Raw genomic sequence first — 15790 nt, forward strand, 5'->3', positions numbered from 1 at the left:
CACCATGTCCACAGGCAGACCCCCTTCCCGGCGCGGCGCACTGACGCCCACCCTGATTGTTGTTGCCCTCGTGGTTGTGGGCTTCATTTTCTTCGCGAACGTCTGGACCGACGTCCTCTGGTACCAGCAGCTGGGGTTCATTGAAGTCTTCGTCACGGAGAACCTCGTCCGGATCGCCATCTTCGCGGCCGGCTTCGCCATCATGTTCGCGGCGGTATTCTTCGCCATCCGCATCGCCTACCACGCCAGGCCGGTATACGCTCCGGACTCCGACATCCGGGACAACCTCAACCGCTACCAGGCGCAGCTGGAACCCGTCCGCCGGGTGGTGATGGTGGGCCTGCCCGTTCTCTTCGGCCTCTTCGCCGGCAGCGCCGCCGCGAGCCAGTGGCAGAAGGTCCTGCTGTTCTTCAACCAGGAGGGCTTCGGCCAGACCGATCCGCAGTTCAACCTGGACATCAGCTTCTACCTGATGGTGCTGCCCTTCCTCGGCTTCGTCACCGGCTTCCTGATCAGCGTGGTGGTCATCGCCGGCATCGCGGGCATCCTCACGCACTACCTGTACGGCAGCATCCGCCTGATGGAACGCGGAGTTTTCACCAGCCGGGCGGCCCAGATCCACATCGCCGTCACCGGTGCCGCATTCCTGGTGCTGCTGGGCGTGAACTTCTGGCTGGACCGCTACTCGGCCGTGCAGAGCAACAACGGGCGGTGGGCGGGTGCCCTCTACACCGACGTCAACGCCGTCATTCCCACCAAGGCCATCCTGGCCGTCGCCGCGGTGCTGGTGGCCATCCTCTTCGTCGTCGCTGCGGTCATCGGACGCTGGCGACTGCCCGTCATCGGTACGGCGATGCTGATCATCACCTCCATCCTGGCCGGGGGCGTCTACCCCTGGGTCATCCAGCAGTTCCAGGTGCGGCCTTCGGAGGAAACGCTGGAAAAGGAATTCATCCAGCGCAACATCGACAACACCCGCAGGGCATACGGCCTTGATGCCATCCAGGTCAGCCGCTATGACGCCACCAACACGGCCACTACCGGCGCCCTCGCGCCGGATGCCCAGACCACCGCCAATATCCGGCTCCTGGACCCGAACCTGATTTCGGACGCCTTCGCGCAGCTTGAGCAGTACCGGCCCTACTACCGGTTCCCGGAATCGCTGAACGTTGACCGCTACGAGGTGGACGGTCAGATCCAGGACACCGTGATCGCCGTCCGTGAGCTCAACCCCACCAACGTCTCCACCAACCAGCAGGGCTGGCTGAACCAGCACGTTGTCTACACCCACGGCTACGGCGTGGTGGCGGCCAAGGGCAACAAATTCACGGTGGACGGAAAGCCGGAGTTCCTGCAGTCGGGCATCCCGTCAACCGGCGTCCTGGGCGACGACTCCTCCTACGAGCCGCGCATCTACTTCGGTGAGTACTCGCCCGACTACTCCATCGTGGGTGCCCCGGATGGTGCGCAGCCGCGTGAGCAGGACCGGCCGTCCGGCGAAGGCGAGACCCAGTACACGTTCGAGGGCAACGGCGGGCCCAACGTGGGCAGCTTCTTCAACAAGGTGCTGTACGCGATCAAGTTCCAGTCCTCCGACCTGCTGCTCTCCGACGGCGTCAACCCGGAATCGCAGATCCTCTACGACCGCAACCCTCGTGAACGGGTCGAGAAGGTGGCCCCTACCTGACGGTTGACGGCAACGCCTACCCCGCAGTGGTCGATGGCCGCGTCAAGTGGATCGTGGACGGCTACACCACCAGCCAGTACTACCCGTACTCGCAGCAGGAACAGCTCTCGGACGCCACCGCGGACTCCCAGACGACGTCCGGCCGTGCCGTTGCACTGCCGAACAGCACGGTCAACTACATCCGCAACTCGGTGAAGGCCACGGTGGATGCGTACGACGGTTCCGTCACCCTGTACGCGTGGGATGACAAGGATCCGCTGCTGAAGGCATGGCAGAAGGTGTTCCCCACCTCGCTGAAGCCGTACTCGGAAATGTCCGGCGACGTCATGAGCCACGTCCGGTACCCGGAGGACCTGTTCAAGGTCCAGCGCCAGCTCCTCGGTGAATACCACGTGACCAACCCGTCCACGTTCTACCAGACCAAGGACGTCTGGAGCGTGCCAAACGATCCCACTGTGGACTCCAGCACCGAGGTGAAGCAGCCTCCGTTCTACATGTCCCTGCAGATGCCGGACCAGGAGAAGCCCGCCTTCCAGCTGACCTCCTCCTTCATTCCGCAGATCGTCAACGGAAACGCCCGCAACGTCCTCTATGGCTTCCTGGCGGCGGACTCCGACGCCGGCAACCAGGCAGGCGTCAAGGCGGAAAGCTACGGCAAGCTCAGGCTGCTGCAGATCCCGCCGGAAATCCAGGTGCCCGGCCCCGGCCAGGCGCAGAACAAGTTCAACTCCGACCCCACCGTGTCGCAGGCCCTGAACCTGCTGCGCCAGGGTGCCTCGGACGTCCTGAACGGCAACCTGCTGACCCTGCCCGTGGGTGGCGGCATCCTGTACGTGCAGCCGGTCTACCTCAAGTCCACCGGTGAGACGTCCTACCCGACGCTGCAGCGCGTGCTGGTGGCGTTCGGTGACAAGGTCGGCTTCGCTCCGACCCTGGACGAGGCGCTGAAGCAACTCTTCGGTGGTGATTCCGGCGCCGCCGCCGGCGACTCGGACAACAACGGCCAGACACCGGCCGATCCGGCAGCACCGGCTGCTCCCGGGGGAGCGGACGCCAAAGCCGAGCTGAAGGCGGCGCTGGATGAGGCCAACGCCGCGATCCAGGCCGGCCAGGCTGCGCTGGCAGCGGGCGACTTCGCGGCCTACGGCGAGGCGCAGAAGCGGATCGCGGCAGCGCTCCAGAAGGCTGTGGATGCCGAGGCCAAGATCCCGGTCGCGGCCCCCGAGGCCACGCCCGCCCCGGCCTCGACGGCAACGCCTGAAGCGTCGCCGTCGCCTTCGCCCAGCAACTAGCCCGACGACGCCGGCCCGGCCTTCCTGCCCCTTGCGGGCGGAGGTGCCGGGCCGGCGTAACGGAGATCACGCCGCCTCGATTTGGCTGCCTGTTCACCTCCCGGTAAAGTAGTTCTTGCGACGCGGGGTGGAGCAGTTCGGTAGCTCGCTGGGCTCATAACCCAGAGGTCACAGGTTCAAATCCTGTCCCCGCAACTGACGGAAGGTCCGGACACTGGAAACAGTGTCCGGACCTTCTTGCTTTAAGCCGGCCGCCAGGTGCGCAAACCGGGCTGGTAAATGGAGGCGCGAAAATAGGGTAGTGTTGATTCAGCGACGCGGGGTGGAGCAGTTCGGTAGCTCGCTGGGCTCATAACCCAGAGGTCACAGGTTCAAATCCTGTCCCCGCAACTATGGAGAGACCCGACCGGCAGACCAGCCGGCCGGGGTCTTCTTTTTCCTTCATCACGGGTAGTTCCTAGTATTCTCTTTCGCAGAGCCTCACAGCAGTGAGCAGTTGGCCAGTCATTCTCGAGAGGAATGTTGCTCGATGTCCACACCCACGAAGAAGCCCGGCACCGCCGCGGGCAAGCGGACCCGCCTCTACTGGGGCGTGCCGGCTGTCCTCGCCGCGCTTGTCCTGGTGGTCCTGGCCGCCAAGGGGCTGATGGGGCTTCCTGCCGTCGCCTCCTTCGTGGCGGACTATCCCGGCCACTCGGAACTTCCGGAGAATGCCCCGGTCGGCTTTCCCGCCTGGCTGGCGTGGCAGCATTTCCTCAACGCCTTCTTCCTGCTGCTGATCATCCGCACCGGCTGGCAGGTGCGCACCACCACCCGTCCAAGCGGGTACTGGACCCGCAACAACAAAGGCCTGATCAAGACCCGGAACGCCCCCACCAAGATCAGCCTGGAGCTGTGGTTCCACCTGACGCTGGACGCCCTGTGGATCCTCAACGGCGTGGTGTTCGCGGTGCTGCTGTTCGCCACCGGACAGTGGATGCGGATCGTCCCCACCAGCTGGGACGTGTTCCCGAACGCCCTCTCGGCGGCGCTGCAGTACGCGTCACTGGACTGGCCCACGGAAAACGGCTGGATCAACTACAACGCCCTCCAGCTCCTGACCTACTTCATCACCGTGTTCATCGCGGCGCCGCTGGCCTTTATCACGGGCCTGCGGATGTCCTCCGCCTGGCCCAAAAAGGCGGCAGGGCTCAACAAGGCCTACCCCATCGAATGGGCCCGTGCGGTGCACTTCCCGGTGATGATCTACTTCGTTGCCTTCATCGTGGTCCACGTCTTCCTGGTGCTGGCCACGGGTGCGCTGCGGAACCTGAACCACATGTACGGCGTCCGGGACGACGACGGCTGGTTCGGTTTCTGGGTGTTCGTCGCCTCGGTGGCGGTCATGGTTGCCGCCTGGTTCCTGGCACGCCCGCTTTTCCTGCGGCCCATTGCTTCGCTGATGGGCAAGGTCAGCAACCGCTAACCTGCGTTATTCGTCCTTGAGCTTCTGGTAGGCGTCCAGGGCCCGTTCCCGGGACTCCGCCAGATCGACCAGCGGGGCAGGATAGCCGTCCGCTCCCCCCGTCCAAGGCTCGTGGATCTGCTTGCCTTCGAGGCCCTGGAGCTCGGGAATGAAGGCGCGCAGGTAGCTGCCATCCGCGTCGAACTTCTTGCTCTGCGTGACCGGATTGAAGATCCGGTAATAGGGGGAGGCGTCCGCACCCGATCCGGCCACCCACTGCCAGTTGGCGGGGTTGTTGGCGGCATCGGCGTCCACCAGGGTGTCCCAGAACCATTCCTCCCCGATGCGCCAGTCGGTGAGGAGGTTCTTCACCAGGAAAGATGCGGCTGCCATCCGTACGCGGTTGTGCATCCAGCCTGTCTGCCAGAGCTGCCGCATCCCGGCGTCCACCAGCGGATAGCCGGTTTTCCCCTGCTGCCACGCGGCTAGTTCGCTGCGGCTCACCCGGCCCCACTGGAAGTTGTCGAATGCGGGCCGGAAGTTGCGGGTGGCCAGATCCGGGTTGTGGTACAGCAGGTGCCAGTTGAATTCCCGCCAGCCGAGCTCTGAACGGAAGATCCCGACGTCGGCCGGAATTTTTCCGGAATGGCGGCGGCGGATCTCGCGCCAGACGCGGAACGGGCTGACCTCGCCGAAGCGCAGGTGCGGCGAGAGCCGGCTGGTTCCCTCCGTGCCGGGGATATTCCTGCCGGTGCCGTAGTCCTCGACCGGTCCGTCCAGGAAGTCCGCCAGGCGGTCCGCTGCCCCCTTCTCGCCGGGCTCCCAGGTTTCGGCGAGCCCCGTGCTCCAGTCGGGGGAGGTGGGGAGCAGCTTCCAGCTGGCCAGTGTGTCGCTCGTGGGAACGCCGGGTCCGGAGGCGGCAGGTTCCGGCAGTGCGGCGGGAGCGTCGAGGGGGTCCCTGATGTCGGCGGAGGCCATGCAGGCCCGCCAGAACGGCGAGTAGACCTTGTACGGCCCGCCGGCCCCGGTGCGGATGGTCCAGGGCTCGAATAAGAGGTTGGCCTGGAAACTGGAGGCGTGGATGCCGTTTTCGCCTGCCCAGTCCTTGAGGCCTGCGTCGATGGTGCGCTCCGGCTGGCTGTACCGGCGGTTCCAGAAGATGTGGCCGGCCTTCGTCTGCCCGGCAAGTTTCCGGACGATGGCATCTGACTTTCCGCGGCGCAGCACCAGGCGCGATCCTTTGGACTCAAGATCCGCGGCGAGGGCGGCGAGGGAATGGTGCAGCCACCAGCGGGCAGCGCCGCCCAGGGGACGGATGCCCTCGCTCTCCTCGTCCAGGATGTACAGCACTGTCATCGGCAGGCCCAGGCCGGCGGCCTCGGCCAGGGCCGGGTTGTCATCCAGCCGCAGATCATCGCGCAGCCAGACCAGGGATGTCTCGTCGGAAGAAGCCATGCCACCACGCTACACACCGGGGCACGGAATAGGGCCAGGACTGTATGGTCCTGGCCCTATTCCGCACTACCGGACGGCGTGCTTTCCGGTGTCTGTCAGAGCTTGTCGAAGTCCGCCTCTTCCACGGTGGAGGAGGCCGCGGCTGAATTGTTTCCGGAACCGAGCGCGGGCTTGGCGCCACCCGACTTCAAGGCTGCCAGACGGGCCTCGATTTCAACCTGTTCCCCGAGGTCCTCAAGCTGGTTGAACTGGGCGTCCAGGCTGGAAGCAGCGAGTTCCTGCTGGCCACGGACCTTGGCTTCCTCGCGGCGGATCTTTTCTTCGAACCGGCCCACCTCGCTGGTGGGGTCCATGATGTCGATGCTCTTGATCGCGTCATGGACCTGCGACTGGGCAGCGGCGGTCTTGGACCGGGCCACCAGTTCGTTGCGCTTGCTGGTGAGCTGGTTGAGTTTGCCCTTCATCTGTTCCAGGCCGGTCTTGAGCTTGTCCACCACTTCGCGCTGCGACATGATGGCCGGCTCCGCACCCTTGGCTTCGTTCTCGGCCGCGATCTGGCGCTGCAGGGCCACCTTGGCGAGGTTGTCGAACTTCTCGGCGTCAACAGCGTCGCCGCTGGCCCTGAACTCATCGGCCTTGCGTGAGGCAGCCAGGGCCTTGTTGCCCCAGTCACGGGCGTTCTTGATGTCCTCGTTGTAGTCGTCTTCGAGCATCCGGAGGTTGCCGATGGTCTGGGCGACGGCGGACTCGGCCTCGGCGATGTTGTTGGTGTAGTCCCGGACCATCTGGTCCAGCATCTTCTGCGGATCCTCAGCGTTGTCCAGCAAGGAGTTGATGTTCGCCTTTGCCAACTGCGCGATACGGCCGAAAATGGACTGCTTAACCATGGTGTTACCTTTCGTCCTGCTCTGTGATGGCCACTGAAATCCGTAAACAGTGGTGTACTGCTTCCGGGCGCCTGCCGGGGTGTCCGGCAGGCGCCAAGGTCCGTGCCGGTACTAGAAGTCGCCTCCGCCGCCGGAGTCGCCGCCCCAGCCGCCCATGTCGCCGCCGCCGAAGTCTCCGCCGCCCCAGCCGCCGCCGTCGCTGTGGCCGCCGCCCCAGCCGGCGCCACCTCCGCCGTTGAGGATGGAGTTGATCAGGATGCCGCCCAGGATGGCGCCGCCCAGGCCGCCGCCTCCGCCTCCGCCGAACATGCCGCCCCGGCCGTAGCCCTGGTTGGCGTAGCCGCCGAAGTGGTCCACGTCCGCCTGTGCCAGCTGGGCTGCCTGCGCCGCCAGGGCGTGGGCCTGCTGGGCGTAGGTCAGGGCCGTGACGGGATCGGTCCGCGAGATGGAGAGGGCGTAGTCCAGATTGCGCTGCGACTCGGCCAGCCGGGTCCGGGCCTCTGTCCCCACGCCGCCGCGGCGGGCCGTGATGTAGTCCGAGGTGGCGCTGATCTGGGCCTGTGCGGACATGATGGTCTGCTGGAGCGAGGCCTGCGCACGGCGGGACTGTTCCTGCTGGTCCCGGATGCCGGTCAGGGCCTGGTCCAGGGACTGGTGGGCTGTTTCCACGCGCTGGAGCGTGGCGATCGGATCGATCTTGCCGCCCTGGATCTCCGACTTCACCTGTGCCAGCGCAGCTTCCACGCCGGCCACCGGCCCTGCCAGTTCGGGGTGGGCCCCGGACTGAATCATGGCCCGGGCCTGGGCGAGGTCCTGGGATGTGTCCACGACCGACGCTTCGAGCCTGTTCCGTGCCTCGTCGAGGTTGGACGAGACCTTGGAGATTGCGTCCAGCAGGACATTGGTCTGGTGCAGGCTCTCTTCGGCGGCACGGACAGCGACGGCCGCCAGGCTGCCCTCCCCTTCACTGAGCTTTTGCTCCGCGGTGGCCGTGGCATTCTGGACGAAGGCCAGGCGTTCCTTGGCCTGCAGGATGTTGTCGGCGACCTGCGTCAGGGCACTTTCGGCATACTTTTCACGCAGGCCGGCCAGGGACTGCTCCGCGCTGGCAATCTTGGCATCGGCCTCGCGCGCTCCGGCGTTGACGGTGGCGAGGGCCTGCGGGGCGTTCTTCTCAAGCTCGCGCAGGGAATCGAAGTCCGCCTTCTGCTCCTGGAGCGACGCCAACGCGGCCTCGGAACGGCGGATGATTTCGCCGTACCACGTGCGCTGCTGCTCCTCGGTGTCCGGGATATGGTCGTCCAGTTGCTGCTGGAGCTTGAAGGACTCGCTCATGTGGCCCTTGGCTTCATCCAGCGCCTTGGTGAAGTTCCCGACGGCGGCGTCCCCGTACTGCGCCTGGGCGAACATGAGCTCCTGCTCGCTGGACTTGATGGCGTCGTCGGCCTCGATCAACAGCGAACCGCTCTTGCGCCGCAGCTCCTCGAGGCTCAGCGACGCCAGCGGGTCCACATGCTCGCCCTGGGGCCCATAGCTGGCACTGGACGCCTGGCCGGCGGCCTTCCTGCGCTTGTTGCGGAAGTACAAGTAGGCGCCCGCACCGCCTGCGGCCACAACGCCTGCCCCTACGAGAACAGCCGCACCGGCACCGTCACCCGGGACGTTGCCGCTTCCGCCGCCTGCTGCATCACCGATTGCGGCTGCAGCATTGATTGCGGCTTGGGCGTAATTGTCATTGGCAAGTTGCGGACCGATGGCCTTGCTCTTAATGTTTTCGAGCTGGGCATTGGTGATCTTGCTGCCGCCCTTGTTCAGGGTGTACTGGCGGGTTTCGGTGGCAATCGCGAAAATCAGGGCGTTGGACCCGAGGCCTGCCTTTCCGCCACTGCATCCGTCCAAGCCTCCCGGTCACTGGGGTTCTCGAACCTCTTGACGGTGACGACGTGGAGCACGGTGGAATGCTCGGCCCCAAGCTTTTTGATGGCGTCCTGGACCTCACCCTTTTGAGACCCAGGACGCCGGCGGAGTCCACAATCTTTGTTGCCGGATCCAGGGTGACCGGGTCCTCGGCCCAGGCCGCGCCGGCCGGCACCGAAAACAGGCCCGCAAGGCCGATCACGGCGAATGTACGTATGAACTTTGACCGCATGTGCAACCCTTCAGCACGCCTGACACCGATTCGGGACGAATCAGTCGTCTCAGAATCCAGCAGCGCCCCCACGCTTGGTGTGAAGCCGCAGGTCGCTGTGGCAATTCATCTTGATTCTATGGTGCACCCCACACCCCGTCCATTGGGGTGAATATGCCACCAGCGAAACGGTGAGGGGGCGGTCCTGAAGGGCCGCATGGACCCTTCAGGAAGCTCTCAGCAAACATCCGAGATTGATCCAGCGAAGGGGGGCCATAGTTAATGCAGACGAGGATGAAAGGAAGTCCCATGACTGAGAACCAAACTCCCGGACCGGCTCCGGACGGCCGCGCCGGCCGCCAGAACCCCTGGGAGCAGCACTCCGCCCGCCAGGAGGAACGGAGCCCGGAGGCTCGGCATGAGGACAATGCGGGGGCGGCGAACGGGACAGCTCCGGCTGCCGGCGGACCGGGCACTCCGCCGTCGCAGCACCCCACCGAAAACCTGGGCCAGTACGGCACGAACCCCACCCAGGAGCTTCCCGGCGCGTCCCGCCCGGACTACCCGCAGCGCCAGCCGTTCTATGGGCAGCAAAACTACGACCAAGGCCAGTGGTCCGGCCAGCAGTACCAGCAGCACGGCCCACAGCAGCCCGGGAGCTATACCCCCAACCCCAAGGATGCGCCGCGCCGGAAGGCAAGTTTCGGCGTCGGAACCCTGGTGGCCAGCATCCTCGCTGCCGGCCTGGTGGGCGGCGGCGTGGCGACGGTCGGGTCGGCGGAGTTCTTCGGCAACACCGGGTCCTCGACGGTCGCGGGCAGCAACAGCCAGCCCGGCACCGTCATCGTCAACAACCAGGATTCCGTGAACGAGATCACCGCAGCGGCGGTGAAGGCATCCCCGAGCGTCGTGACCATCAGTGCATCCAGCGGCAGCGCGGGCGGAACCGGCTCGGGCATCGTGCTGGACGACGATGGCCACATCCTGACCAACACGCATGTCGTCACCCTCGACGGCCAGACTGCGAATGCTGCCCTTGAGGTCCGCGCCAGTGACGGCCGGGTCATCCCCGCCAAGCTGGTGGGTACCGACCCGCTCTCGGACCTCGCCGTCATTAAGGTGGACGCCGGCTCGGGCCTGACGCCCGCCACCCTGGGAGATTCCGGGAAGCTCAACGTGGGTGACACCGCGATCGCCATCGGTTCCCCCCTCGGCCTCACCGGAACCGTCACGGACGGCATTGTTTCCACCCTCAACAGGACCATCAGCGTGGCCTCCGCAGCAGCCCCCGAAGAGGGTGACAACGCCGAGGGCGACGACGAGGGCGGCTTCCAGTTCGCGCCTCCGGGCGGCGGCCAGAGCCAGCAGACGGCGGACCAGGGCGAGATTTCCATCAACGTGATCCAGACAGACGCGGCCATCAACCCCGGCAACTCCGGCGGCGCCCTGGTCAACACCAGCGGCGAGGTCATCGGCGTCAACGTGGCCATCGCCTCCGCGGGCTCCAGCGCCTCGTCCACGAGCGGCAACATCGGCGTCGGCTTCAGCATCCCGATCAACCACGCCAAGCGGGTGGCCCAGGAGATCATCGACACCGGCAAGGCTTCCCACGGGCAGCTGGGTGTCAGTGTCAAGCCGAAGGCCGCCTCCAGCACGTCGTCCGAATTCTCGGTGGGCGCGGAGGTGGCCACCGTTGAGCCGGACTCGGCAGCCGCCAAGGCCGGGATCAAGGTGGGCGACGTGATCACCAGGTTCAACGACCTCACCGTCGGTGAACCCGAGCAGCTGACCGCGGCGGTCCGCGAACAGCCCGCCGGGTCCAAGGTCAGCATCACGGTCCTGCGCAACGGCCAGGAACAGGCCCTGGACGTCACGCTGGGCGCCGCGGCCAGCTAGGCACCATAAGGCAGGACCAGCAGGCAGTGCGACGGCGGCGTCCCCACCTTGGGCGTGGACGCCGCCGTCGCACGTTCTTGATGGGTGGTGCTGACACAGGCGTTAACGGAAGAGGGCACAGGGGCGCGCCTTTGTGGTTAGCTAGGAGCTACCCGTATGCCGGGCATCCCGCGGCCATGACCTCACCCGGCTGGCTGTCCACAAGCATGGAAGGCTGCTGTCACTACAGTGGAAGATACATTGAAGATCATCGTCCTGGTCAAGCATGTACCGGACGCCCAGTTCGACCGTCACCTCAACGGGGAGGGCTTCACGACGGACCGCGATGAGAGCATCCTGTCCGAACTTGACGAATACGCGCTGGAGGCGGCACTGCAGCTGGCCGAGGCGCGCGGCGGAAGCAAGGCCGGCAACCAGGTCATTGCACTCACCATGGGCCCGGCGGGCGCGGCCAACGCCGTCAAGAAGACCCTGCAGATGGGCGCCACCGAGGGCGTCCACCTTTCCGACGATGCCTTGGCAGGTTCGGATGCCGCTGCAACCTCCCTGGCGCTGGCCGCTGCAGTCCGCCACGTGGGCCAGGCGGACCTGATCATTACCGGCATGGCCTCCACGGACGGGGAAACCTCGCTGGTGCCGGCACAGCTGGCGGAACGCCTCGGCCTGCCGCAGGTCACGTTCGCCTCGTCACTTGAGGTGTCCGGCGGGCGACTGACCGCACGCCGGGATGCGGATACCTCCTCGGAGACCGTGGAAGCGCCGCTGCCCGCCGTCGTGTCCGTCACGGACCAGATCAACGAGCCCCGCTACCCCAACTTCAAGGGCATCATTGCCGCCAAGCGCAAGAGCATCACCACCCTGTCGCTGTCGGACATCGGCGTGGACCCCTCCCAGGTGGGACACAGCGGTTCCTGGACCAGTGTGGTCAACGCCGAGGAACGGCCGCCGCGGACCGCAGGCACCATCATCACTGACGAAGGCGACGCCGGCATCAAGCTGGTCGACTTCCTGGCCGCACAGAAGCTGCTCTAAGAGGGATCACAGACATGGCAAAAGTACTCGTATTTCTTGACAACCCCGGCGCTGAACTGAAGAAGAGCAGCCTGGAGCTGCTGACGCTTGCCCGTTCCCTGGGGGAAAGCGCTGTCGCCGTGAACGGCGAGGTCTCTGACGCTGCCGCGGCAACGCTCGCCGAATACGGCGTCAGCACGGTGGTCCGGCCTTCCGCCCAGGACCTCAACGACTACCTGGTCGCTCCCAAGGCGGCCTACGTGGCAGCCGCCGCTGAGGCAACGGGTGCCGGCGTCGTCCTGCTGGACAACTCACCCGAGGGCAAGGAGATTGCCGCCCGCGTCGGGATCCGCCTGAACGCCGGCGTGATCACCGACGCCGTGGGCGTGGACGCGGACGGAACAGCGCACAAGTCCGTCCTGGCCGGTTCGTACAACACGTCCTGCAAGGCAAAGACCGCTGTGTCCGTTGTGACCCTGAAGGCCAACAACGTAACCCCCGAGCCCGCCGCCGCTCCGTCCGCACCGGAATCCCTGACCGTGGAAGTGCCCGCAACGGCAGCGGTTGCCCGCATCACCGCCCGCGAGCAGAAGGTCGCCAGCGGCCGGCCGGACCTCACCGACGCCCGAATCGTGGTGGCCGGCGGACGCGGCCTGGACGGCGACTTCGGACCAGTCGAGGAGCTCGCCGACGCCCTGGGTGCAGCAGTGGGGGCGTCACGCGCCGCCACCGACGCCGGCTGGATCAGCCACGATGCGCAGGTTGGCCAGACAGGCAAGACAGTCTCGCCGCAGCTGTACATCTCCGCGGGCATCTCGGGTGCCATCCAGCAGAAGGCCGGCATGCAGACCTCCAAGGTCATCGTCGCCGTCAACAAGGACGCAGAGTCGCCGGTGTTCGAAATCGCCGACTTTGGCATCATCGGTGACGTCTTCGACGTGCTGCCGCAGGCCACCGCGGAGATCAAGAAGCGTAAAGGCTGAGTCTTTGACTGCACTGGACCAGCAGGCACAGAGCCCGTTCAACCCGGCCACGGACCGGGTTGGGCGGGTCCTCTGTTTTGCGGCGCACCCTGACGACATCGACTTCGGCGCCGCCGGCACCATCGCCGCCTGGACGGCAGCGGGCGTCGAGGTGAGCTACTGCATCATGACCGACGGCGATGCAGGCGGCTTCGACCCCGCCCACCGCGCGGACATTATCGCCCTGCGGGACGCGGAGCAGCGCCGTGCCGCCAAACTGGTGGGTGTCACCGATATCCATTACCTCCACCAGCGGGACGGGTACCTGGAGCCCTCGCACGAGGTGATGAAGGAAGTGGTGCGGCTGATCCGGAAGATCCGGCCCGACGTCGTGCTGTCCATGCACCCCGAGCGGAACTGGCGGCGCATCCAGAAGAGCCACCCCGACCATCTGGCGGTGGGCGAAGCGGTGACCCGCGCCGTCTACCCGGCCCTGGAAAACCCGTTCGCCTACCCGGAACTTGCCGAATCCGGACTGGAGGCTTTCAAGCTGCCGTGGCTCTGGCTGTACGCCGGTCCGGAGGAGCGGGAAAACCACTTCGTGGACGTCACCGGCCAGGTGGAGGCAAAGCTGGCCGCCATCCACGTCCACGTCAGCCAGCACCCGGACGTGGAAGCCATGGAAGCAACCGTCCGCCACGGCATGCGGGCCAATGCGGCCCGCGCGGGACTCCCTGAGGGCAACAGCGCGGAAGCCTTCCATGTGGTGGCCATCAACGGACCCGGCACCATCGCCGGGTTCTAGCCTGCAACAGGAAACGCCCCGTCCCCTTCCAGCGAAGGGGACGGGGCGTTTGCCTTTTGTCGTTCGGTCCTAGGCGCCGAGGGGTGCTGCGGCGACTGTGGGCAGGGTGGGGACTGGGACCCGCCCACCGGTTCCACCGTGATGCCCAGGGCGGACGCGGACGAGATGCCCTGGACAACGGCCGGCTTGGACAGCGCGTCCTCGTCCATCAGGCCCTGCGAGACGGGGGCCGAGCCGTCCTTGGGGATCAGCCACATCTGGTAGACCTTGCCCTCCGGCGGAGCGGGGACATCGTTCATCTTGACCACCGCGGCGTCTTCGGACGCCGAGATGAGCAGTGTGGCGGTGCCGCCTGCGGACACGTCCACGGACGCCTCGCGAAGGTCGCCGGCCCGGATCACCTGGTTCACGGGATCGTTCTGGTCCGCAAGGTAGGAACCCACGCCCACGCCGCCCAGCGCAATGGCTGCGGCAGCCGCAACCCCGGCAAGCCAGCGGCGCGCTCCACCGGGCCGTCGCCGTTCCTCCCGCCGCTGCCGTGCGGCGGCGAGTTCATCCACGCCGGCCGTTCCCGCAGCCGTGGCCGGCGGCGCCGAGATGGTTCCGGCGTTGGGCTGCCGGTCGTTCCGCTGGGTGGTGGCGTCAGGCAGTTGGGCAACGATGCGGTTGAAGAGGTCGGCCGGCGGCTCCTCCTCGAACCGGAATGTCGTGGCGAGGGTCTCGCGGGCCTGGCGGACACGCTCCAGGAAAGCAAGGCGCTCCGCGTCCGGGGCGGCCGAGATGTAGTCCTCAATAGCCTGGCGCTCGTGGTCCGCCACGGCGTCCAGGGCGTAGAGTTCTGCAAGGTCCACGGCACGGCCGGAGGCAAGGTCCATGGCAACGGTGTCGCCGAAAGCTCCGGAGCGGCCGTTAGGTCCTTGGTTCATTTCTGTCATCTCAACTCACCCCCAAACAGGTCTTCAGTCGGATCAGTCCGTCGCGGATGCGGGACTTGATGGTTGGTACTGCTGCGTTCAGCCGCTCTGCCACCTCGCGGTAGGTGAGGCCGCCGTAGTAGGCCAGGCGTACGGATTCCTGCTGTGTTTCGGTCAGGGTTCCCAGGCAGCGGACCACCGCTTCGGCCTCGAGCCTGCTGCCTACTTCATCGGAAACCGTGTCATGGTCAATGTCCTGCGTGCTTGCCCCGTACTTCGCCTCGCGGTCCGTAGAGGACTGCGAGGACCTGACCTTGTCCACCGCGCGCCGGTGCGAAATGGTCATCAGCCAGGACAGCGGGCTGCCGGCGGCGGGATCGAACTTCGCCGCGCTCTGCCACACCTGCAGGAAGACCTCCTGCGTGGTGTCCTCGCTGAGCTCGGGGTCGATCAGCACCCTGCGCGCCATGCCGAACACCCTGCGGGACGTCAGCTGGTAAAACTCCGCGAAGGCCGCCTGGTCCCCCTGGGCAATGCCCGCCAGGAGAAGCGCAAGGCGGTGGCTAAGGTCAGCCGGCGGATCTGTCACCGCGGCAGAAGCCTCGGCATTTGGCGCATTGGGAGTTTCCATTACTACCAAGCATAAGTCTCCCGGCGGTGAATCCTTAGCAGTTCCGCTCCGGCTGGTGGGGTTAGCCCGAGAGCCTGCTTCCAGTAGTGTCACCTGCCGCTCCTTGATCAGCGCCGGAAATGTTTCCAGGAGTCATTCGGGGCAGAACGGGAAATGGATGGGTGGTGCAGAAGAATCTTTTGGACCGGGGGCGCGCCCGGGGTTTCAGATGCGCGCGCCCGCAAATCCCTGTTGCCGCCAGGCCTCGTAGACGGCGATGGAGGCGGCGTTGGCAAGGTTGAGCGAGCGCAGGGCAGGCAGCATGGGCAGCCGCACGGTGGCAGTGACGTGGGGGTCCTTCTTCAGCTCTTCCGGAAGCCCCACGGATTCCCTGCCGAACATCAGCACGTCGCCGGGCTGGTAGGAGATGTCCGTGTAGCTTGCCGTTCCGTCCGACGTGAAGGCATACACGCGTTCCGGCTGCAGGTGCTGCCAGGCGTCCTCGAGGGTCTTGTGGACCGTGACGACGGCGAGGTCATGGTAGTCGAGGCCGGCGCGGCGGAGTTTGGCGTCGGAGAAATCGAAGCCCAGCGGTTCCACAAGGTGCAGTTCAGCCCCCGTAATGGCGGCAAGCCGGATGGCGTTGCCGGTATTGCCGGGGATTTCAGGGGCGTGGAAGAGAATGCGGAACACGGTTCC

The 15790-nt window shown here is 66.1% G+C and carries 10 protein-coding genes, 2 tRNA genes and 2 pseudogenes; 8 read left to right on the top strand and 6 right to left on the bottom strand.

Annotated features, from left to right (window positions below):
• Nucleotides 1-4 precede the first annotated feature (4 nt).
• From ACPEE0_RS06295 to ACPEE0_RS06310, 4 genes and pseudogenes are all read left to right on the top strand, one after another.
• Nucleotides 5-2979, top strand: a pseudogene (locus ACPEE0_RS06295) (UPF0182 family protein).
• Nucleotides 2980-3100: 121 nt separating this feature from the next.
• Nucleotides 3101-3174: transfer RNA gene (locus tag ACPEE0_RS06300), tRNA-Met, on the top strand.
• A 121-nt stretch (nucleotides 3175-3295) separates the two neighbouring features.
• Nucleotides 3296-3369, top strand: a tRNA-Met gene (locus tag ACPEE0_RS06305).
• A gap of 139 nt (nucleotides 3370-3508) precedes the next feature.
• Nucleotides 3509-4444 carry a cytochrome b/b6 domain-containing protein gene (locus tag ACPEE0_RS06310; RefSeq protein ID WP_009357677.1) on the top strand — a complete coding sequence of 312 codons (936 nt, stop codon included), beginning with the start codon at nucleotides 3509-3511 and terminating at the stop codon, nucleotides 4442-4444.
• 6 nt (nucleotides 4445-4450) lie between these two features.
• On the opposite strand, the gene ACPEE0_RS06315 is transcribed toward ACPEE0_RS06310, so the two are convergent.
• The 3 genes from ACPEE0_RS06315 to ACPEE0_RS06325 all read right to left on the bottom strand — a co-directional run bounded on the left by ACPEE0_RS06315 (nucleotide 4451) and on the right by ACPEE0_RS06325 (nucleotide 8664).
• The gene (locus tag ACPEE0_RS06315; RefSeq protein WP_424574159.1) at nucleotides 4451-5878 is read right to left on the bottom strand and encodes a cryptochrome/photolyase family protein; all 1428 of its coding nucleotides are present in this window, start codon (nucleotides 5876-5878) and stop codon (nucleotides 4451-4453) included.
• A 95-nt stretch (nucleotides 5879-5973) separates the two neighbouring features.
• Nucleotides 5974-6765, bottom strand: coding sequence for a PspA/IM30 family protein (locus ACPEE0_RS06320; RefSeq protein WP_009357675.1), 792 nt, complete (start codon nucleotides 6763-6765; stop codon nucleotides 5974-5976).
• A 111-nt stretch (nucleotides 6766-6876) separates the two neighbouring features.
• On the bottom strand, nucleotides 6877-8664 hold the full coding sequence (locus ACPEE0_RS06325; RefSeq protein WP_424574160.1) for a TPM domain-containing protein: 1788 nt from the start codon (nucleotides 8662-8664) through the stop codon (nucleotides 6877-6879).
• A 538-nt stretch (nucleotides 8665-9202) separates the two neighbouring features.
• On the opposite strand from ACPEE0_RS06325, the gene ACPEE0_RS06330 reads away from it, so the two are divergent.
• The 4 genes from ACPEE0_RS06330 to ACPEE0_RS06345 all read left to right on the top strand — a co-directional run bounded on the left by ACPEE0_RS06330 (nucleotide 9203) and on the right by ACPEE0_RS06345 (nucleotide 13567).
• The gene (locus ACPEE0_RS06330; RefSeq protein ID WP_009356808.1) at nucleotides 9203-10789 is read left to right on the top strand and encodes a S1C family serine protease; all 1587 of its coding nucleotides are present in this window, start codon (nucleotides 9203-9205) and stop codon (nucleotides 10787-10789) included.
• A gap of 240 nt (nucleotides 10790-11029) precedes the next feature.
• On the top strand, nucleotides 11030-11821 hold the full coding sequence (locus ACPEE0_RS06335) for an electron transfer flavoprotein subunit beta/FixA family protein (RefSeq protein ID WP_009356809.1): 792 nt from the start codon (nucleotides 11030-11032) through the stop codon (nucleotides 11819-11821).
• A 14-nt stretch (nucleotides 11822-11835) separates the two neighbouring features.
• On the top strand, nucleotides 11836-12783 hold the full coding sequence (locus ACPEE0_RS06340; RefSeq protein ID WP_354175298.1) for an electron transfer flavoprotein subunit alpha/FixB family protein: 948 nt from the start codon (nucleotides 11836-11838) through the stop codon (nucleotides 12781-12783).
• Between the two features lie 4 nt (nucleotides 12784-12787).
• Nucleotides 12788-13567, top strand: coding sequence for a PIG-L deacetylase family protein (locus ACPEE0_RS06345; RefSeq protein ID WP_407709704.1), 780 nt, complete (start codon nucleotides 12788-12790; stop codon nucleotides 13565-13567).
• 69 nt (nucleotides 13568-13636) lie between these two features.
• Here ACPEE0_RS06345 and ACPEE0_RS06350 read toward each other — a convergent pair.
• The 3 genes and pseudogenes from ACPEE0_RS06350 to ACPEE0_RS06360 all read right to left on the bottom strand — a co-directional run bounded on the left by ACPEE0_RS06350 (nucleotide 13637) and on the right by ACPEE0_RS06360 (nucleotide 15784).
• Nucleotides 13637-14502: pseudogene (locus ACPEE0_RS06350) on the bottom strand (anti-sigma factor domain-containing protein).
• Nucleotide 14503: 1 nt separating this feature from the next.
• Entirely contained in the window at nucleotides 14504-15112 is a 609-nt protein-coding gene (locus ACPEE0_RS06355; protein WP_009356811.1) for a sigma-70 family RNA polymerase sigma factor, read from the bottom strand.
• Nucleotides 15113-15316: 204 nt separating this feature from the next.
• Nucleotides 15317-15784 (bottom strand): tRNA (cytidine(34)-2'-O)-methyltransferase, encoded by a 468-nt coding sequence (locus tag ACPEE0_RS06360; RefSeq protein WP_009356812.1) that lies wholly within the window; start codon nucleotides 15782-15784, stop codon nucleotides 15317-15319.
• Nucleotides 15785-15790 lie beyond the last annotated feature (6 nt).

It is taken from the genome of Arthrobacter sp. SD76 (assembly GCF_049726125.1).
Taxonomy (GTDB): Bacteria; Actinomycetota; Actinomycetes; order Actinomycetales; family Micrococcaceae; genus Arthrobacter; species Arthrobacter nitrophenolicus.